This is a genomic window from Staphylococcus sp. HMSC068G11 (assembly GCF_001815825.1).
GTDB classification, from domain to species: Bacteria; Bacillota; Bacilli; order Staphylococcales; family Staphylococcaceae; genus Staphylococcus; species Staphylococcus epidermidis.
In genome coordinates, this window is the sequence record NZ_KV822100.1 from 164115 (window position 1) to 185336 (window position 21222).

The window sequence follows — 21222 nt, forward strand, 5'->3', positions numbered from 1 at the left end:
TATATTTTATTAAAAATATTTAATTGCTATATCTGAATTCAAATATTCATTTACAATTATTAATTTGTTGTTCTTTGAATAACGATTGTTATTAGAATGTGATAAAGGTGTTAAACTCCATATTATATTTCACATATAGGTGGTTAATATAAATAACTACCTTAATAGTATTGAAAAGAATTTACATTTTGCTATCCTTAAAAAACGTTTAATAATAGATTAGCGACGATTTTATGTTGAATAGCTAAAAATACTCCCTTCAAAGTTTTCATTATATTAATGTCTACTTTGAAGGGAGTTTATTAATTGATATCTCCGGTTCTGTGGTTTATAAATTTATAATATTAGTCATTCACTTTTTTATCTTTTTTCTTTTTGCGTGAGGACATGATTGCTAAACCAGATATTAAAGTAACTCCAGCTAAAGGCACTGATTTATCAACATTTCCTGTCTCTGGTAGAGATTTAATTGTATTATTCTCGGAACTATAACATTGATTAGATTTTTCTGTCATAGATGTTGTTGAGCGTTGACTACTCAATATTTTATCTTCTCTTAATTGTATTGACTTAAGTTTTTCAATCGTCTCGTTAACTAATTCATCAACTTCTTTATTTGTGGTTACTTTATTAAGTTGACTTAAAGCGTTACTAACAATTTCATTTATCAATGTACGAGCATTTTGTTTCACTCTAGTACTAGCACTTAAATTTGCATTTATCATTTGCTTTACATGGTCTGCTTCTAATTCAATTTCCTTCAACGCTTTAGCTTTTTTACGTACAATTGAGTTTAATTTATCCACTTCAACTTTAAAGTTTCGGACAATTGTATCAACTGAAACAAATGTTTCAGCTTCGTCAATCTGTTTATGTGCATGATTGATTAATGCTTTAAGTTTACTTACAAATATTTGTTTTTCTTCGTTAGTCGCTCTAGAAGATATGTCATTAATTTTATCGTCACTATATCCATCAATATATGCTTTAGCTTCTAATTTTTTATGTGCTTGAATTTCAATCGAGTCTATTAAAGATATACTTTCTTTTAATGCAGCGCTCACTGATTCATTATTTTGAGATTGATGAATATGATTAATAGCTGATTTTAAAGCTTGTTCTAATTCATTGATAGCTGATTGATTTTCTTCAATAGTAGCTTCTTGATTTTGTTTAAATTTATTTAATTTTTTATCTGCTAGTTCTTGAATTTCTGCTATAGCTTCAGGCTTTTTAATGGTAATGACAGAAATTTTATTAATTTCAGAAGTTGCTATTTCTTTAGCTCTATTAACAGCTTCATTAGTTAATGCTTGGTCAATTGAAAGATTTGCTTGTGTTAGAGTTGTGTCTAATTGATTTAATGCTACATCTTTTTCTTCTTTAGTCGCTTCTTCATTATTATTAATTAATCCACGAATAACTTCAGCTTTTTGATGAATTTCATTTCTTGCAGCTAATTTAATTTCAATAACAGGTAGTATTTTAGAAATTTCATCAATACTTTGTTTTTTAATATTTTTAACATCTTCATTTGTTTGAGCTTTATCTATTGCTTCAGCAATTCTTGCCGCAGTTTTAATTAATTTATCGATAGCCGATGCTTTTTCTTCAACTGTAGACTCATTATTATTCTTTATTAAATCACGTTGAGCGTCTAATTGATTAGTGATTTCATTTAATGCTTGTGGTTTGATGATTGTTATTGGTTTGATTTTATGAATAGCTTCAATCGTTTTGTTTTTAGTATCGTAAACTTCTTGATTTTTATTAACATTATTAATTGTAATAAATGATTGATTTACTAATGTATCAACTTGTTTTAAAGCTTCTTCTTTTTCTTCTCTTGTCGCATCACTATTTCCATTGATACGTTCTCTTTGAATTTCAGCTTGTGCGTTGATTTCTTCAAATGCTTGCGGTTTAACTTGTACATCCGCACTGATCGCTTGTAATAATGTTATTGCGTTTGATTTTGTTCCAAGTACTTCGCTATCAGTGTTAGCTTCTCGTATTTTTTCATTTGCATCATCAACAATCGCCTTAACTTTATTCAGTGCAATTTGTCGTTCTTCTTCTGTAGCATATGGCGTATTATTGATAGAGTTGTTTAATTGACTCGCCTTATCACTAATTGCTTTTCTGGCAGTAGGCTTTTGAGTTATGTTGATAAATATACTATTTAATTCATTTAATCCAAATAATTCATCTTGCGCAACTTGTATATCTTTTTGGTCTTTTTCAATGGCATTGAATACTAATGATAATTGTTCTTTTACATGATTAATCGCATCATTACGTTCCTCATGAGTAACATCTGGAGTATTTTCAAAAGTTTTAATCAATTGTTTAGCAAGTGCATTAAGTACAGAACGTGCTACCGCTTTTGTATCTACACGAGGTAAAATAGTTTTCATTTTTTGGGAAACTTCATTATAAATATCATCAACTTCATTATTTGTGTGTGCAAGTCCAATTTGTTTTTTTGCATCTAAAAGTATTTTATTTAACTTACTATTAGCTTCTTGAAGTTCATCTTCAGTTGCATCAGGATAACCATTAATTATAGCTTCATGAGTATCTGAAACATCATATAATTTCAATATAGCATTTTTCTTTTTATTATATTCTGGTCTGTATTCATTTATATTATTCAAGCCAGAAGTTTTAGCATTATCTACTTCATTATCTGTATTAGCTCGATTTATAGAATTAATGATTTCTTTAACCTGTTCATCTAAATGTTGTAACGCATTATCTTTTTCTTCTTGTGTAGCACTAAATTCTTGCTCTATTTCATCAATTTTATTTTGTTGCGCTTTAACAATTTCAGCTACTGCATTACGTTTTTTACTGAAATCTGGTCTGAAGTTATTGATTAGATCTAAACTATTTTGCTCAGCATTTTCAACTTGCTGATTAGTTTGAGATTGATTTACATCATTTTTGGCTTTTTCATGAATTTGATTTAACTGATTTAAACCCTCTCTTACTTCATCATCAGTTGCATTTTGGGTTTGATTAATTTCAGTTTTCTTTTTTTCTACTGCGCTTTCAATTTTAGATTTGGCAGTAGGTTTTTTAACTACAAGTGGTTGAATATCTCTAATTGTACCTATTCCTTTGTTCTTTTCTACATTCACTTGGTTGGTATCTGGCGCATCCTCAATAGCTTGATTTGTTGTCTCGACAACGTGATTTAAATTGTCACTAGCAACTAATTTTTCTTCAGTCGTTGCTTCATCATTACTATTAATTTGTATGTTTTTCTGCTCTTTTTCAGCATTTACATCAGCTTTAGCTTTATCTTTAACTGTAGTAGTAGGTAATATATTTTCAATTTCAGCTATTCCGTTTACTACAGTCTTTTCTACATCATCATTCGTTTGACCTTTATCTATTTTAGCTATGGCTTTTTTAAGGACTTCTTGTAGTTTTGCACTTGCTTCCTGTCTTTCTTCAATTGTTGAATTAGGATGAGTTGCAATAGTACTTTGTTGTTGGTTAGCTTTTTCATTTAATCTGTGACGCCCTGTTTCTTTTGTTTGTGGATGTGCTTGAATTTGCTCTATATCTTGAATAATACGTGTTTTCGCATTATCTACATCTTTATTTGACTGTGCTTGATCAATATTTACTTTAGCCTGATTAAGTAATTGGTTTATTTTATTTAATGCTTCAGTCTTTTCTTCATTCGTAGCTTCTTGGTTCTCTTGTATTTCTTGAGTTTGTGAATTAAATGCTTCTTGGATTGCATTTAAAGCATCACGTTTCTTACTAACTTGTGGTACAATTGCCTCAATTTTAGGTCTAGCTTTATCTAAAGCTTGATCAACCTCGTTGTTATGAACTACATTAGCAATTTCATCTGATGCGGACGTTAGTACATTTTGAAGTAATCTATTAGCTTCAGCTTTTTCTTCTAGTGTTGCATCAGGCGTATTTTCAATAATTTTCTTTTGATTATCAACGAATTGATTCAATTGGTTTTTAACGTTTTGCTTCTTGATAACTTCAACTTGAACAGCGTTAATATTTTGAACAGCTTGATTTTTAATATTATTTACTTCCTCAGTAGTGTGCGCTTTCAGGATATTAGCATCTGCTTCTTCTTGAAGACCATCAACTTTATTATTTGCTTCTTCTTTTTCTTCTGCTGTTGCATTTGGCGTTTGATCTATTATAGCGTTTTTATTTTTAGCTTCGGTAGCTAGAGCTGCTAATGCATTAGTTTTGACTGCTGTACTTGGTAATATTTGGGTAATACTCGTGTTACCATTATTTTTAGCATCATTGACTAATTGCGTAGTTGTAGCATTAGCAATATTATTAATAGCATCAATTTTAGCTACATTAACTCTATCTATAGCGGCTGATTTTTCTTCATTAGTTGATTTATTATTTGCATTGATAGTATCAATTTGACTTTGCGCAACTTGTTCAATCTCTTGTTTAGCATTACGTTTAATACTAGTCTCAGGATGGACCTCAGAAATTTTAGCAATTCCATTATTTTCCGCAATTTTCACATCATTATTTGAGTGTGCCTGTGATACTTGATTTAACGCTTCATTTTTTACTTCTTCTAATTTGCCAAGTGCTATTTGTTTTTCTTCTAGTGTCGCATCTTGATTTTGATTTATTAAAGTCGTTTGTTCCGCAGCTTTTTTTCTAATATTTTCATTCGCCTTAGGTTTTACAACTACAATAGGTTCAACATTTCTTATTGTTTCTAATATATTATTTTTTTCGTCTGTAACATTTTGATTTGCTAAAGCTGCTTGTATTCTATCATTGACTCCATTTGTGTCTTGATTAAGTCTCTCAAGTGCTTCTTGTTTTTCTTCAGTTGTAGCATTTTGATTCTGATCTATTGTCGATCTTTGTTGACCTATTGCTTGGGCAATATCTGCTTTAGCTTGTGTTTTAGTTTGGGTAGACAACTCAATACGTTGTAACTTTTGCTTACCATCTTCTAAATTCTCGTCCACTAACACATTTGTATTTGCACCATTAATATTGTTACGTGCTTGTGCTAACGTATCATCTATAGATTGTATTGCCGTATTTTTTTCTTCAGTAGTTGCATCTTGATTGGCTCTTATATCTGATTTTTTACTTTCAGCTAGATTAGTCAAAATATTGATGGCATCTTGTCTTTTATGTGCATTTGCATTAATCAATTTAATTGCAGTAATAGCTTGTGCTTTTACATTATCAACTTGATTATCTTGTGTACTTTCATGAATTTTTTGAATTTCTTCATTTAATTTTTGGGTCACTAATTGTTTTGCAGCCTCTTTTTCATCATCAGTAGCATTACCATCATTACCTATTAACGTCTTTTGGTTATTAGCTTCTTGAGTCAAATCATTTATAGCAGTCGGTTTTTTGATCACATTGGGTAGTATACTCTTGATTGTAGCAATACTATGTGTTTTAGATTCATTTACTTCTTGAGTACTATGTGCATTATTAATATTTTGTATTGCTTGTGCTAATCCGGCATTGACTCTATTTGTTGCCTCTTGCTTTTCTTCTTCGGTTGCATCATTATTACCATTGATGATTGTAACTTGTTGCTCAGCTTTTTTATCAATCGCCGTTTTAGCATCTGTTTTAATTGTTGTTGCTGGTATTATGGTAGCAATCTCATTCATGCCGTTATCTTTAGCATTATCAACTTGATTATTAGTTTGCGCTTGATTGATATTTGTTATAGTTTTATTTTTACTAATCTCCAGAAGTCGTTTAGCTTCAGCTTTTTCTTCATTAGTTGCATCTTTATTATTATTAATTAACTCTGTTTGTGAAATAAATTTAGTTTGTAACTCTTGAAGCGCGTCAGATTTTCTAGTTGGATTAGCATGAATCGTTTCTAATTCTTGAAGTCCAGTATTTTTGTGCTGTTCAACGTCATTGTCACGTCTGTCTTGATTTATTAGATTCTTAACTTCTTCTCTTTTAACATTCAATCTTTGAATTGCATCTTGTTTTTCTTCTTCTGTAGCATTAGGCGTTGCATTGATTTGACGCTTTAAATCTTCAAACTTTGAATCTAATTCCATTCGCGCGGATGGTTTTTTTGCAACATTTGCTTGAATATTAGTTATCGTATCTATAGCCTCAGTTTTTGCATCAGATACTTGTTGGTTTGTTTGCGCTTGATCAACTTTGTTGTATCCTGCATCTTTAGCTATTTTTAATTTATCTAATGCTTTTTGCTTTTCTTCATCTGTTGCATCTGGTGTAGTGTTGATAGTATTACTTTGCTCATTATATTTATCATCGATACTTTGTTTAGCATCAGATTTTTTGTGCGCATCTGGCGTAACTAATTCAATTTCATGAATGCCGTTAGATTTAGCTTGTGCGACACCATTGTTACTATGTTCATTTTGAATTGCTGTTCTTGCTTCATTTGCTTTTTGATTTGCCAATTGAATAGCCGCTTCTTTTTCCTCAATTGTAGTAGTTTGATGTGTTTGAATTTGATTAATCTGTTGCGCGAGTTTTTGATCAATATCTTTTTTTGCTTTAGACTTAACAGAGGTTGCTGGTAAAACTTTAGCTATTTCATTTATTCCTGTTACTTTAGCAATTTCAATATCACTATTTGAAGATAAAGAGTTAATATTATCTAACGCATTTTGTTTTCTAGCTATAACTAAATTGTTGGCGACCTCTTTTTCTTCATCTGTAGCATTATCATTATCATTAATGAATTGCGTTTGTTGTGTTGACTTTTGTTCGATTGCATTTCTTGCCGACTCTTTCTCAACAACTTGCGCATTAATTCGAGATAAAGAAGTTATCGCATCGTCTTTGATATTTTTAACACCTTGGGTTGTATGTTCTGCATTTATTTGTGCTTGAACTCTTGCTAATTCAGCACTTACTCTGTTTATTGCCTCTTGTTTTTCTTCATTAGTAGCATCAGGCGTGTTTTGAATATGATTAATCTGTTCATTTGCTTTATTCTGGACTGCTTGTCTAGCTTCAGATTTCACAGTAGTTGCTGGAGTTATATTTTCTATTTTATTTATTCCATTAGTTTTCGCTTCATTTACTTGGTCTCTAGTGCTACTGTGTTGAATATTATCTTTTGCTTCAATTTTAGCTTCTTCAATTTTACGATTCGCTTCTTGAATTTCCTCAGCTGTAGCATCATTTATTCTTTGAATTTTTATTTTCCTATCAGCTGCTTTACCATCAATATCATTTTTTGCATTTCTTTTAATTGATGTATCAGGTGTGATTGCATTTATGGTTTGTCTACCATCACTCACAATACCATCAATTTGGTTATTGGTTGTAGCATTATCAATCTTACTAATTACATTTTGCTGTGATACATTAACTAAATTATTTGCGACTTCCTTCTCTTCAGTTGTAGCATCATCATTATTTTGTATAGTTTGTTTATGTTGTTGAACAATATCATTAATCGTAGTTCTGGCTTCTTGTTTTTTCCTAACATCCACTTGTATATTTTGAATATTTTGAATTCCATTAGTAAGTGCTGTATCAACATTTTGATTTGTTTGTGCTTGATTTATGTCATTGAGTATACTTTCTTTTACTTGTGTTAATCTAGTTAACGCATCTTGTTTTTCATCGTGAGTTGCATGAGGAGTTGAATTTAATTCAGCTTCTTTTTCTTGAAACTTTTGATTTACTTGATCTCTAGCTTGTTGCTTTTTAGTGAAATTAGTCTGTATTTTACTGATATTACTTATACCTATATTTAAGGCGTTATCAACATTTTGATTAGAAGCAGCCTGTGTAATTTGTTCATCAGCTGAATTTTTAACATCATTCAAACTTTGAATTGCTTTTTGTTTTTCTTCTATAGTGCCTTCATTATCAGTATTAATCGCACTCTGCTTTTCATTTACTTTAGCAATCAGTGCTTGTCTAGCTTGAGGTTTTTTTGAACATTAACATCAGTATGAGTAATAATTTGTTCTGCATTACTAAGTGCTTGATCTACATCATCATTAGAATTTGCTTGGTTGATATGATTATTGCCATTGGTAACAGCTTGCGAAACAACACTGACAGCTTCTTGTTTCTCTTCAATCGTAGCATCAGGTGTTTGAGCTATTGCTGACTTTTTCTCGTTTCCTTTTTGTTCTAATAATGTTTTTGTATTATTTTTCTTAACTGCATTAGGTTGATCTTGATTAATAGTATTTATGCCATTATTCCTAGCTTCAGAAACTTGTTGAGTTGACTGAGCTTGATTGATATTTGTTATTGTAGCTTGCTTATGTGCTTCTACTTGATTTAATGCATCCTGCTTTTCTTCAGTTGTTGCCATATTATTTGAATTAATTTGTTGATTTTGTGCAATAGCTTTAGCTTCAACTGCTGCACGTGCATCCTCTTTAATCTTCGTTGCAGGACTTATTGTGGATATGATACCACTTCCCGTTGTTTGTGCTTGATCAACATCTCTATTAGTAGGTGCATTGCTAATATTTTGAGTTGCAGTTAATAATGCTTCATTAACTTTACGCTCAGCATCTGCCTTTTCTTCAGTCGTTGCATTATTGTTCGCTTGAATTAAACGTTTTTGTTCATCCGCTTTAGCATTGATAGTTGCTATTGCATTTTGTCTTTTCACTGGAGTTAATGGTACTTGTTGTATCGTATTCGTTCCATTGTTTTGTGCTTCAGTGACATCATCATTACCTTGTGCAGTGTTAATATTTTGAATCGCTTCATCTTTTGATCTATTAACAAGTGTGATAGCATCATTTCTTTCGTCTAATGTAGCTTGTGTATTATTGTTGATATCTTTAATTTTTGAATTTGCACTGTTGGTAACTGCCTCTCTAGCTTCTGCTTTTTTAGTTGGATTTGGAACATCTGTAGCTATTAATTTCGTACCATTATCTCTTGCTTCATTCACAGTGGTATCTGTTTCTGCCTCACCTATTTTGGCGATAGCATCGGATGAATGTGCCTCAACTTGACTAATCGCTTCATTTTGTTCCTCAGTCGTTGCCTCATGATTGTTACGTATAAGCGTCTTTTGTTGTTCCGCTTTGTTATTCACAACTTGTCGAGCATTTGGTTTAGTTACTGGATGTGGAGTATCACTTTCTAGAGTGTGTAATCCAGCCTCTTTAACTCTTTCAACACCATCATCTGTAAGTTCATCATCAATGTTATTAGAAATTTCATTTTTATGATTTTCAATTTGATCAACTAATGTATCTTTTTCTTCAGTAGTTAATTCTGCACTATCATATACACCATCAGTCATTTCTTGAGCTTTATCATTAATTTCTCTCGAAGCACTCACACGACTTATTAGTGTTGTTTGTAATTCGTGTAATAAATCATCAATTTGAGTTTGAGAGTATCTTTGGTTAAAAGGTGTATTGTTTGTTTCTTCATCCAGAACATTCTGAGCACGTTCTTTCAACTTATTATATTTATTATAAGAAGCAAGTGTATAGTTCGATGGGATGATATCCTTATTGACCTGTTCTGATAAATCGTCTTTATTCATGATGACATTAATACTAAAAGGCGTTTGTTGACCTGTAACAGTATTGTCAGTAGTGTTAATGTAATATTCAGAAAATGTTTTATATTTAATTGCTTCATTGAAAGTCACTTCACGTGGCGTTGAGATGTTGACAGGTCTAAGCTTGTATCTAATATTTAGTACTTTATTGGGCAAGAATCTAGCAACATCTTGTGAACTTCTGCTTAAATTTAAACCATTACTACTAAATGTTAAAGTATGATTTTGTCTATCGAAATTAACTGAAAACGGATTTACCGTAGAATTAGGCACATTCCCGTTAACAAATGAAACTTCAGTTGAATTATCAACGTATTCGAAATTGTCTGGTAATGTGACTTTATAAGTAAGTTCATTTTGACCTATAGCGGCAGCGAAGTTACCATTATTCTCTATACGAGTATTAACTTCAAATTCTTTACCATTCTTTACATTTTTGTTAACTTGTCTAGATTTCACATATAAATGTGAACCCGAATTAATTCCTACTGTATCAATAAATGAGTAATATTTATAACCATCTTGTAATTGATAAATCCGTCTTGCATCTCTCATTAATTCATTATTCGGCAAAAATTGTACTTTAATACGATAAACATTATCTGGTAATTTAAATAATCGATATATACCTCCGCCTTGCACATCAGCGGTTGCTATTTCTTGATTATTCTCAGCATTCCTTAGAACTAGATTAGTTCCACCCTTATAATTTCGAGCTGTCATAGTATTAAAACTAAAGATCAATTCTGAATTAGGATTAACATTAAATTCTTTTTCTATACCGTTAAAATCACCGTGGTCATTAACATCATTACCATGTATACGACCTAGAGCAACAACATTTTCAATTGCTTGAGAGTTCTTAGGATCACCAGTATCAAACACGCTTGTACGTTCTAACACACTATTTAATAAACCGACCTTACCACCATTAACCATTGTAAAGCCATTTAGACTATCAACTACCTTTACCTCAGGTCGAGAGCGATTTGTACTTGTCTTTATTCCTAAATCATCAAATGTAATTACAGTGTTAATGCTATTTGGACCTGTATTACTTAAATTTGGATCCGTATTTTGAGTTGTACTTGTAGCGTCATTTCCGCTATTTGTATCTAATGATCTTTTCCCTCTCTTTTTAGGTTTACTTGATGATTCTGTTGTAGCTTTATTTTCCGGAATCGATGAATTTGAATGATTTGAGTTCGTATGATTTGTTACATCTTCAGATTGGGCTTCAATATGATGTTTAACCGGCTGATTAACATGTAACCCGTTGTCACTCGTATCATTATTTTCATAGATATTGGTATAAGGTGCTGTTTGAGCAGATTCAGCTTCTTCAGCATTTATTGCAATGGGTTGAGCATTATGATGAGGATCATTTTGTGTTTGCTTATTTTCAGTAGATGAAGGTACTGTTTGCTCAGATAATGTATTTGTTGTTTCCTCACTTATAGGATTAGACTGAGATGTGTTTTCTAACCCTCCATCAGATTGAGCTGTAGTGTCATTATTTTGAAAAGGTTCCAGTTCTGAAGCTGTTGCTTGCCCCGGATGAGCTAAAAATGCGACTGTAGCTATTAATGCTGAAAAAATACCTATATTAAATTTTCTAATACTAAATTTCTGTTTTCTAAATAGATTCATTAAATTGGCCTCCTAGTTGTAAATTCTTTATGATGTATGTCTAATGAACTTTGAAAAATATTTAAAGTAATGACTCTTCCCAATATCGCTCATTTAATTAAACACAACTATTTAAAGTCTTTTTAATTTTATCATCTATATTATTCTAAATCTAGTAGTATAAAAATTTATCTTAATATATTTTTAATTGATATCAGAATTTGTTTTTTGAGATCCACATTGAATTATTTAATGATTTTTATATCAAAAAAAGTACGATTAAGATTTCAAATCAAAATCTTAATCGTACTCAGTGACCACATTTGTGATTTACATTCTAATTCCAGAAATTCCTAGAATATATTATAAACTCATTTGTATTAATTTTTAACTTAGAATATCATTATCTACAACTTCGAAGTTCTTTAAATATTATCAATGACAGTACCTTCATCGCCCCAAGCATTCATTCCACCTTCGACATTTACAGCATGAACACCTTGTTCTTCTAAATATGAAACTACTTTAGCACTGCGTGATCCTGCTGCACATACAATATAATACGTGTCATTTTTATTGAATTCTTTCAAATTATCAGGAATTTCATCCATAGGAATTGTTTTTGCTCCAGGAATAACACCCATTTCAGTTTCTTCGTTCGTGCGAACATCTACAATGTTAACTGGATTTGAATCTAATATTTTTTTCTTTAATTCATCTACTGTTATTGACTCCATTTAATAGCACTCCTTTAGAAAAATATTATTTAGCAACTATATTAACTAGCTTTTGGGGTACAGCAATAACTTTTTTAACTTCTTTACCTTCAATACTCATTTTAACATTATCGTTAGACAAGGCTAAGGTTTGCATTTCTTCTTTAGATAAATCTTTTGGTATATTGATTTTTGCTCTAACTTTACCATTGACTTGAACTACGATTTCAACTTCATCATCTACTAATAAGCTTTCATCAAATGTTGGCCATGGTTGATAAGTAATGGTATTTTCATGCCCTAATCGATCCCATAATTCTTCACCAATGTGTGGTGCAATAGGCGCTAACATTTTTACAAACCCTTCGATATAAGGTTTGTAAACTTCATTTGTTTTATAACACTCATTAATAAACACCATTAATTGACTGATTGCAGTATTAAAACTAAGTGTATCAAAATCTTCTGTTACTTTTTTCACTGTTTGATTGTATACTTTATCAAGTGAATGATCGTTAGAATCTACAATTTTTTTATTGATTGAATTCTCATCAGTGATGATAAGTCTCCAAACGCGATCTAAGAATCTTCTAGAACCATCCAAACCTTTTTCACTCCATGCGATCGCAGCATCTAAAGGTCCCATAAACATTTCATATAGTCGTAATGTATCAGCACCATGTGATGCAACAATATCATCTGGATTAATCACATTACCTTTAGACTTACTCATTTTTTCATTGCCTTCGCCTAAAATCATTCCCTGGTTGTATAGTTTTTGGAATGGTTCTTTTGTCGGTACAACACCTAAGTCATATAACACTTTATGCCAGAATCTTGCATATAATAAGTGAAGTACTGCATGTTCCACGCCTCCAATATATAAATCAACAGGTAGCCAATGTTTTAATTTTTCAGGATCCGCTATCATTTTTTCGTTATGTGGATCAATGTAACGTAAATAGTACCAGCAACTGCCAGCCCATTGAGGCATTGTATTGGTTTCTCGGCGCCCCTTCATACCTGTCTTTTCATCGATAACGTTTACGAACGCATCTATATTTGCAAGTGGAGATTCACCGGTACCTGATGGCTTAATTTCATCTGTTTCTGGAAGTAATAAAGGCAATTCATCTTCAGGAACTGTAGTCATTGATCCATCTTCCCAATGTATAATAGGAATTGGTTCTCCCCAATAACGTTGCCTACTAAATAACCAATCACGTAATTTATAATTGACTTTTTTCTCACCAGCACCTTTAGATTCAAGCAATTCTATCGCTTTACTTATTGCCACTTCATTTTCTAGACCGTCTAATTCTCCAGAATTAATGTGTTTTCCTTCACCTGTGTATGCATTTTTTTGAACTTCGCCACCCTCTATAACTTCGATAATTGGTAAATTAAACTTCGTAGCAAATTCATGATCTCGCTCATCATGTCCAGGCACAGCCATTACTGCACCAGTACCGTAAGTTGATAAAACATAATCTGCTATCCAAATAGGTAATTTATCGCCAGAGAGCGGATTAATTGCAAACGCTCCAGTAAACACACCTGTTTTTTCTTTAGCTAAGTCTGTACGTTCTAAATCAGATTTTTTTGATGCTTCATTTTGATACAATTTGACTTCTTGTTCTTTATCACTTGTCGTAATTTCATTCACAAGTGGGTGTTCTGGGCTTAAAACTAAGAAAGAAGTACCATAGATTGTATCTGGTCGTGTCGTAAACACTTCAATATTTTGGTCAGATTGCTCAATTTTAAATGTTACTTTGGCACCTTCTGAACGTCCAATCCAGTTTCGTTGCATGTCTTTAATTGATTCAGGCCAATCTAACTCATCTAAATCTTCTAGTAATCTATCAGCATATTCTGTAATTTTGAGCACCCATTGTTTCATAGGCTTACGGTAAACAGGATGACCGCCACGTTCTGATACCCCATCGACAACCTCTTCATTCGACAAAACAGTACCTAATGCAGGACACCAATTGACAGCAACTTCATCAACATAAGCTAAACCTTTATTATACAACTGAATAAATATCCACTGCGTCCATTTATAATATTCAGGATCTGTAGTATTCACTTCTCTATCCCAATCATAACTAAATCCTAATTCTTGAATTTGTCTTTTGAAAGTTTGAATATTCTTCTGTGTAAATTCACGAGGATCATTACCGGTATCTAAAGCATATTGTTCTGCCGGTAAACCAAAAGCGTCCCATCCCATAGGATGTAATACATTGTAACCTTGCATTCTTTTATATCGTGAGATGATATCTGTTGCCGTATATCCTTCTGGGTGACCTACGTGTAAACCAGCACCAGATGGATAAGGAAACATGTCTAATGCATAAAATTTCTTTTGTCCTAAATTGTCATTCGTTTTAAAGGTCTTATTTTCTTCCCAGTAATTCTGCCACTTCTTTTCAATTTCCTTATGATTATAATTCAACACATTTCCTCCTAATTCATAAAAAAGACATCCCTACTATTAATGATTTGAAAGGGACGACCTGCGCCGCGTTACCACCCTTATTCGCTAACAATTAGCGCACTTCATTTTAATAGTAAGAGATGTCTAATTAAATGTCGTTTATGTTAATAAGTCATTTAGTCCTTAACACTAGTTCTCATCAACACTAGCTCTCTGTAGAAAAGCCTCTAAATGCTTAATACTATACGTGTTTAATATTATTGTATATAGTCAATGAATGCAAGTAGTTAATTAAACATCATTACATTATTAAACACCATTCTGATTTCGTCGTCCTCTTGATTGATGTTGATTTTTAAAATTCTTAGGCAACACTTTATCATAGAAACTTAAAAATAACAGTGCAAAACTTAATAATATAATCATCCCAATAAACATCATACTCATATTAAATGTATCTACAAGTATACCGCCAATAAAAGGTCCAAATGCTTTTCCCACTGTAGATGCTGAATTAACAAATCCTTGGTATTGACCTTGCTTTCCAACTGGTGCAAGTTGATTTGCTATAGTTGGTACTGCAGGCCAAACAAACATTTCTCCAAATGTTAAAATGACCATGCCAACTACAAATATTGCAAAGTGATTTGCAAAACTCGTTACTAGGAAAGAACTCATAAAAATAAAAATACCTACAAACATCTGATGCTTTAAATTACCTTTTAATAAGATGATAATTGGTCTTATTAACGGTTGAGCTACTAAAATCATTATTCCATTGATTGTCCATAATACACTATATTGGGACATTGAAATATTAATTGATTGAGTGAATGAAGCTATCGTTGTTTCCCATTGAATATATGCAATCCAACAAATTGCAAACATTGCACATACTAGCATCATAGCAGTAAATCGTTTTTTATTTTCTTTGCTTTTTAAATCTATCGAATCTTGTGGTTTAAATTTAGCATTAATCTCTAAATTAAACTGTGTAATCGCCACGATGGCAAAAAGTACATACATAATGAGATTTGCCATAAAAATATAATTGAAACTAAATTCAGCCACAAAACCTCCTAATGCCGCACCTAAAGCAACTCCTATATTTTGTGCTAAGTATATAGCATTAAAAGTTTGTCTCCCTCCATTAGGCCAAACGGCACCTGCCATCGCATAAATAGCAGGAACTATCATTCCGCCACCAAATCCAAGTAGTACTAACCAAATTGCGTACCAAGGCCAGCCATGAAACAAATTGAGTAATGTTGTACTACATAAACAAGTAAATGTACCTATTAAAATCGTTTTGTAACCGCCAAGTTTATCAAACAAAGAACCACCTAACAAATTACCTACAACCATTCCAAATGAATTAATCATCAAAACGATACCTGCAATTGTTAAACTCTTATGAAGTTCTTCCTTCATGAAAATTGTATTTAAAGGCCACAAAAAACTGGCGCCAGTTATATTAAGTGCCATACCTATAACTAGCCACCAAACTGATTTAGGTATATTCATATCATGAGTCCCTCTCTTTATATTTTTCTCAATCTACAATAGACACTATAACACTAAAATATGTTAAAATCTGTACTTAGAACTTAAATAGAAAGGAAAATGTATTATGGGTAACTATTTCCCGTATGCCTTTGAAGATAAACGCTATCACACATGGAACTATCATTTAAAAAACAAGTTTGGTCAAAAAATATTTAAAGTCGCTTTAGATGGAGGATTTGATTGCCCAAATAGAGATGGTACTGTAGCTCATGGAGGTTGCACATTTTGTTCTGCAGCAGGAAGCGGTGACTTTGCAGGTAATAGAGCTGAACCAATTGAAGTTCAATTCAAAAAAATAAAAGAACGAATGCATGAAAAATGGAGTGAAGGTCAATATATTGCATACTTTCAGGCGTTTACAAATACGCATGCACCTGTAGAAGTATTAAAAGAAAAATATGAACCTGTATTAAAAGAAGATGGCGTCGTTGGTTTATCAATCGCGACAAGACCTGATTGTTTGCCTGATGATGTTGTAGAATATTTAGCTGAACTTAATCAGCGCACTTACTTATGGGTAGAATTGGGCCTACAAACTGTGCATCAGTCCACTTCCGATTTAATAAATCGTGCTCATGATATGCAAACATACTATGACGGCGTAACAAAATTACGCAAGCATAATATAAATGTTTGTACACACATAATCAACGGCTTACCAGGTGAAAATTATGACATGATGATGGAGACTGCTAAAGAAGTCGCTCAGATGGACGTTCAAGGTATTAAAATTCATTTATTACACTTGCTAAAAGGAACGCCTATGGTTAAACAATATGAAAAAGGTATGCTCGAGTTTATGAGTCAACAAGATTATACTAATCTTGTTTGCGATCAACTTGAAGTATTACCCCCAGAAATGATTGTGCACAGAATCACTGGAGATGGACCTATAGATTTAATGGTTGGACCAATGTGGAGTGTTAATAAATGGGAAGTATTAAATGAAATTGATAATGAGCTTGCTAGACGAAACTCCTATCAAGGTAAAATGAACAAGCAGAGTATACAATCATGAAACTAGAACGTATTTTACCCTTCGCTAAATCGTTAATTGATTCTCATATTAATCATAATAGTATTGTAATTGATGCAACATGTGGTAATGGGAATGATACTGCTTATTTTGCTCAACATGTTCCAAATGGATTTGTCTATGGATTCGATATACAAGAACAAGCAATTTTGAATACGCACAAAAAAATAAAAGATTATTCGAATGTAAAATTAATCCAATCTGGTCATGAAAATGCTAAATTGCACATTCCTGCCCAATATCATGGCCACATAGATGCTGCTATTTTTAATTTAGGTTATTTACCGAAAGGTAACAAAGAAATTGTCACTAAACCTGAAACAACAATTATGGCTATTAATGAAATCTTTGATATCTTAAGTATTGAAGGAATTATTATATTAGTTATATATCACGGTCATGAAGAAGGTAAAATAGAAAAAGAAGCACTACTTGAATTTTTACAAAACTTTGATCAAAATAAAGCTCATATATTGCAATATCAATTCATAAATCAAAAGAATAACGCTCCTTTTATCTGTGCTATTGAAAAGCGTAATTAAAGAGTTTATACATGTATATTTTCAATTCAGTCATAGAATACGTGCACATAAAAAGAACCTGAGACAAGCAAACATTTTGCCCCAGGTTCTTTTTTTAATTATAAATTTCATCATGAAGTATACCTTACTTTTAATTGCTATTAAGTTTACTGATTATCATAATTTTGAACACATTCTTTAATACATAGTTCAACAAATAATTCTCATAAGTGTACTCATGCTTTAAATAAAATAATTTATTCAATTAAAGATTTAAAGCGCGTTAAATTAAACCGCTAAAATAGATTGTAAACTAGATTGCATTGGTTCAGACTTGATTTTAATTGAGTCATCAATAAACTCTAACAAATCTTCTTTTTTTGAATTTTGCTTGTCATTAAAATGAATAATAACTGTACGTTCATCATCTTGAGGTCTTTCTTTGTAAATCCACTCAAGATTAACTAAATTATTATAAGTACGTGTACGTTTATACGGCTTAATATGAACATATTTATCCATTTCCTTTAAAGTCATTGAGCCTTTTTCTAAAAGTGTAAGTAAAATCAAAATTTCCTCTTTAGACATTCCATATTCTTCTTTGATTGTATTAAAAATTGAATCAATCTCTTTGAATAATGTCTCTAATTGTAAAATACCATAAACCCTGTTCTTTTCACTATTAGCCAAAATTAACATCTCCCAAATAAAAAATTGTGAATTCTATAAACTAACTTAACCATTTCCCCCAAATTTAATTTTACAAATGGTAAAGTTATTAAACTTTAGAATTATACCCTTTTATTTCAATGATTGAGCTACTTAAAATCAACTTTATCCGTAAAAAGATTTAAAAATGAGATTTAAAACAAATCTTACATCTAGTGCAACTCAAATTCTAACCCAAAAACTTAGTGTTAATACATAATAAAATTAAATTAATTATATAATCAAAATATATCAATTCTACATTTAAAACGCAATAATTTTGACAAAACTTTCTATACAAATTGTTAAATATATTTTTTATTAAACCAAACTAAATATATCATTAAGAATTATAAGAGCCCGTAGATGTTTAGGATCTACGGACTCATTACTATAGTCCCGGTATAAAACCGAGTTACTTATTCACATTATAGAATCGTATACAAATTGATAACATTTTTCTTTCGCTCACTTAAATGTCTTCAATTTCCTCTTCATTTACTATAAAGCCCATAGTATTTACACTATTATTTAAAAATGATAGAACATATCTCATCACCAAATCGCGTTCAGGTTCATTATGTATTTCATGATATAATCCATCCCAAACTTTAAAGTACATCTCTTTCGACTTTAATTTATCTTTCATTTCATTAATAGATTGAGTTTCTAAAATTTTGTCTTTGGTACCATACATTATCAATGCTGAAATAGGTTTAATATCTCTGATATGATCCATTGTTTCTTTCATCTTTTCATTTATAAGGTTATACCAACTATATGTTACCTTTTTAAGCATTAGCCCATCATTTGCTGTTTCTTCAATAATTTCATCATTACGTGTTAAATCATGAGGGGTTATACCAACTTTAAATCTAGTATCTTTAGAAATTTTACCAACATTAGAAATCAATTTGTTTTTGCGCCCTTTATAGTCTTTCTTTAGTTCTAACATAGGTGAAAATAATAATATACCCTCAATAGGTAATTCTGTTTTCTCAAGCAGATTTAAAATAATGAGACCACCTAATCCCACACCTAAAACAAATGTTGGAATTTTATATTCATTAGCTATTTTTATCCACTCTAATATATTCTCATGGTACGTATTAAAATCATCTATTTGTCCCTTTTGAGCTCGTGATGTTTGCCCTTGTCCTGGTAAATCGCCCATGATAACGTGATAACCATTTCTTCTTAACATCGTGATAACATATGCATATCTACCTGTATGTTCTAATATATTATGAGCAATGACAACAACGCCTTTTGCGTCATTTTCTGTTTCCCACTTCCACATTTTCTAATTGCCCCTTTTTATATGTTCTTTATTAATATAATTATAGCAAATCAAACATATTGAATGCTATTTTAAGTGAAATTTGATAGATATTTAAGTGTTTTCTTTAACTCTTCCAATATAGCCTAAAGTATAATTACTCTTTAAGTGTGCAAGATCTTAATGTAAACGCTTTCTTAAACTTAATTTTCATGATACACTATTTAAAAATATCATAGTTTAGTATAACGGAGGTATTGCATATGTCCTTATTTAAAGATTTTTTCATTGCGTTATCTAATCATACATATCTTAATAAAATAGCTAAAAAGATGGGACCTCAAATGGGAGCAAATCGTGTAGTCGCAGGAAATACGATTCATCAATTAATTGAGACCATACAATATTTAAATGATTATAATATTTCAGTTACTGTCGACTCATTGGGTGAATTTGTTAGTACTAGAGAAGAAAGTATTAAAGCTAAAGAAGAGATTTTAGAAATTATTGATGCAATCTATAACAATAATGTTAAGGCACATATGTCAGTTAAAATTAGCCAACTTGGAAGTGAGTTTGATTTAAATCTTGCTTATGAAAATATGAGAGAAATTTTACTTAAAGCTGATAAGAATGGAAAGATGCACATTAATATTGATACAGAGAAGTACGATAGTCTTTCTAAAATTCAACATATTATTGATAGATTGAAAGGTGAATTTAAAAATGTGGGTACAGTCATTCAAGCCTATCTGTATGAAGCCGATGATTTAATTGATAAATATCCTGAATTACGTTTGAGACTAGTGAAAGGTGCTTATAAGGAAGATGCATCAATCGCTTATCAATCGAAAGAAGAAATTGACGCAAATTATATTAGAATTATTAAAAAACGACTACTAAATTCAAAGAACTTTACATCTGTAGCTACACATGACAATGAAATTATCAACCATGTCAAACAATTTATGAAAGAAAATCATATTAGCAAAGATAAAATGGAATTTCAAATGTTGTACGGTTTCCGCACGGAATTAGCACAAAAAATAGCTAATGAAGGTTATTTATTTACAGTTTATGTACCATACGGTAATGATTGGTTTGCGTACTTTATGAGAAGACTAGCAGAACGCCCTCAAAACTTGTCATTAGCTATAAAAGAATTTACTAAACCCAAAATCTTAAAAAAGATAACTTTGGGTATCGGTATATTTGCAACTTTATTGACGTCTCTTATCCTTGGCATTAAAAGACATAAAAAATAAAATAAAGGCATGAAGTATTTTGATATCTACTTCATGCCTTTATTTTTTAATTGATTTGCTTAATTAGATTAGCCATTTCGATTGCACTAACTGCTGCTTCTGAACCTTTATTTCCAGCTTTAGTACCAGCTCTTTCTACTGCTTGCTCAATACTTTCAGTTGTTAGAACTCCAAAAATCACTGGAGTATCTGAAATATCATTTGCTTTAGAAACACCTTTAGCTACTTCATTACATACATAGTCATAATGTGAAGTTGCGCCTCTAATCACACATCCTAATGTAATCACAGCATCATATTCACCTTTTTGAGCTAATTTTTTTGCAACGAGTGGTATTTCAAATGCACCAGGCACATAAGCTACATCAATATTAGTATCTACTACTTCATGACGAATGAGTGTATCTTTAGCCCCTTCAAGTAAACGTGTAGTAATAAAATCATTAAATCTACTAACAACAATCGCAATTTTTAAATCCTTACCAACTAATTTACCTTCAAACTTCATTTTCGAGTCC

9 protein-coding genes and 1 pseudogene are annotated in these 21222 nt (G+C 31.3%); 3 read left to right on the top strand and 7 right to left on the bottom strand.

Annotated elements, in window-relative coordinates; translation table 11 throughout:
* Positions 1–344: 344 nt before the first annotated feature.
* The 4 genes and pseudogenes from HMPREF3058_RS11135 to HMPREF3058_RS11155 all read right to left on the bottom strand — a co-directional run bounded on the left by HMPREF3058_RS11135 (position 345) and on the right by HMPREF3058_RS11155 (position 15853).
* Positions 345–11191, bottom strand: a pseudogene (locus HMPREF3058_RS11135) (SasC/FmtB family protein).
* A gap of 404 nt (positions 11192–11595) precedes the next feature.
* A complete protein-coding gene (locus tag HMPREF3058_RS11145) occupies positions 11596–11907 on the bottom strand; it encodes a rhodanese-like domain-containing protein (protein ID WP_001830891.1) in 312 nt (103 codons plus the stop codon).
* 25 nt (positions 11908–11932) lie between these two features.
* Positions 11933–14350, bottom strand: a complete 2418-nt coding sequence (leuS, locus tag HMPREF3058_RS11150; RefSeq protein WP_002491824.1) for a leucine--tRNA ligase — start codon at positions 14348–14350, stop codon at positions 11933–11935.
* Between the two features lie 288 nt (positions 14351–14638).
* Positions 14639–15853 (bottom strand): MDR family MFS transporter, encoded by a 1215-nt coding sequence (locus HMPREF3058_RS11155; protein ID WP_002474989.1) that lies wholly within the window; start codon positions 15851–15853, stop codon positions 14639–14641.
* A gap of 106 nt (positions 15854–15959) precedes the next feature.
* On the opposite strand from HMPREF3058_RS11155, the gene HMPREF3058_RS11160 reads away from it, so the two are divergent.
* Both HMPREF3058_RS11160 and HMPREF3058_RS11165 read left to right on the top strand, forming a co-directional pair.
* Positions 15960–16913, top strand: a complete 954-nt coding sequence (locus HMPREF3058_RS11160; protein WP_001830802.1) for a tRNA modification radical SAM protein MnmL/YtqA — start codon at positions 15960–15962, stop codon at positions 16911–16913.
* Complete coding sequence (locus HMPREF3058_RS11165) at positions 16910–17473, top strand: tRNA 5-(aminomethyl)-2-thiouridylate-methyltransferase MnmM (protein ID WP_002491791.1); 564 nt, start codon at positions 16910–16912, stop codon at positions 17471–17473. The genes HMPREF3058_RS11160 and HMPREF3058_RS11165 overlap by 4 nt, the downstream gene beginning before the upstream one ends.
* A 267-nt stretch (positions 17474–17740) precedes the next feature.
* On the opposite strand, the gene HMPREF3058_RS11170 is transcribed toward HMPREF3058_RS11165, so the two are convergent.
* Together HMPREF3058_RS11170 and HMPREF3058_RS11175 are read right to left on the bottom strand one after the other, a co-directional pair.
* Positions 17741–18142 (bottom strand): SarA family transcriptional regulator, encoded by a 402-nt coding sequence (locus tag HMPREF3058_RS11170; RefSeq protein ID WP_002457854.1) that lies wholly within the window; start codon positions 18140–18142, stop codon positions 17741–17743.
* A 490-nt stretch (positions 18143–18632) separates the two neighbouring features.
* Positions 18633–19460 (bottom strand): alpha/beta fold hydrolase, encoded by an 828-nt coding sequence (locus HMPREF3058_RS11175; RefSeq protein WP_002446716.1) that lies wholly within the window; start codon positions 19458–19460, stop codon positions 18633–18635.
* Between the two features lie 242 nt (positions 19461–19702).
* Here HMPREF3058_RS11175 and HMPREF3058_RS11180 point away from each other — a divergent pair, with 242 nt between their 5' ends.
* A complete protein-coding gene (locus HMPREF3058_RS11180) occupies positions 19703–20704 on the top strand; it encodes a proline dehydrogenase family protein (protein ID WP_002491784.1) in 1002 nt (333 codons plus the stop codon).
* A gap of 46 nt (positions 20705–20750) precedes the next feature.
* Here HMPREF3058_RS11180 and ribE read toward each other — a convergent pair whose 3' ends face one another.
* Complete coding sequence (gene ribE, locus HMPREF3058_RS11185) at positions 20751–21212, bottom strand: 6,7-dimethyl-8-ribityllumazine synthase (RefSeq protein ID WP_002491831.1); 462 nt, start codon at positions 21210–21212, stop codon at positions 20751–20753.
* Positions 21213–21222: the final 10 nt, after the last annotated feature.

What these genes read in the sequence shown, in the direction of transcription:
- HMPREF3058_RS11145 (WP_001830891.1), bottom strand. Translation starts at nt 11,907, where the DNA reads ATGGAGTCAATAACAGTAGATGAATTAAAGAAAAAAATATTAGATTCA.
- HMPREF3058_RS11155 (WP_002474989.1), bottom strand. Translation starts at nt 15,853, where the DNA reads ATGAATATACCTAAATCAGTTTGGTGGCTAGTTATAGGTATGGCACTT.
- HMPREF3058_RS11160 (WP_001830802.1), top strand. Translation starts at nt 15,960, where the DNA reads ATGGGTAACTATTTCCCGTATGCCTTTGAAGATAAACGCTATCACACA.
- HMPREF3058_RS11165 (WP_002491791.1), top strand. Translation starts at nt 16,910, where the DNA reads ATGAAACTAGAACGTATTTTACCCTTCGCTAAATCGTTAATTGATTCT.
- HMPREF3058_RS11175 (WP_002446716.1), bottom strand. Translation starts at nt 19,460, where the DNA reads ATGTGGAAGTGGGAAACAGAAAATGACGCAAAAGGCGTTGTTGTCATT.
- HMPREF3058_RS11180 (WP_002491784.1), top strand. Translation starts at nt 19,703, where the DNA reads ATGTCCTTATTTAAAGATTTTTTCATTGCGTTATCTAATCATACATAT.
- ribE (WP_002491831.1), bottom strand. Translation starts at nt 21,212, where the DNA reads ATGAAGTTTGAAGGTAAATTAGTTGGTAAGGATTTAAAAATTGCGATT.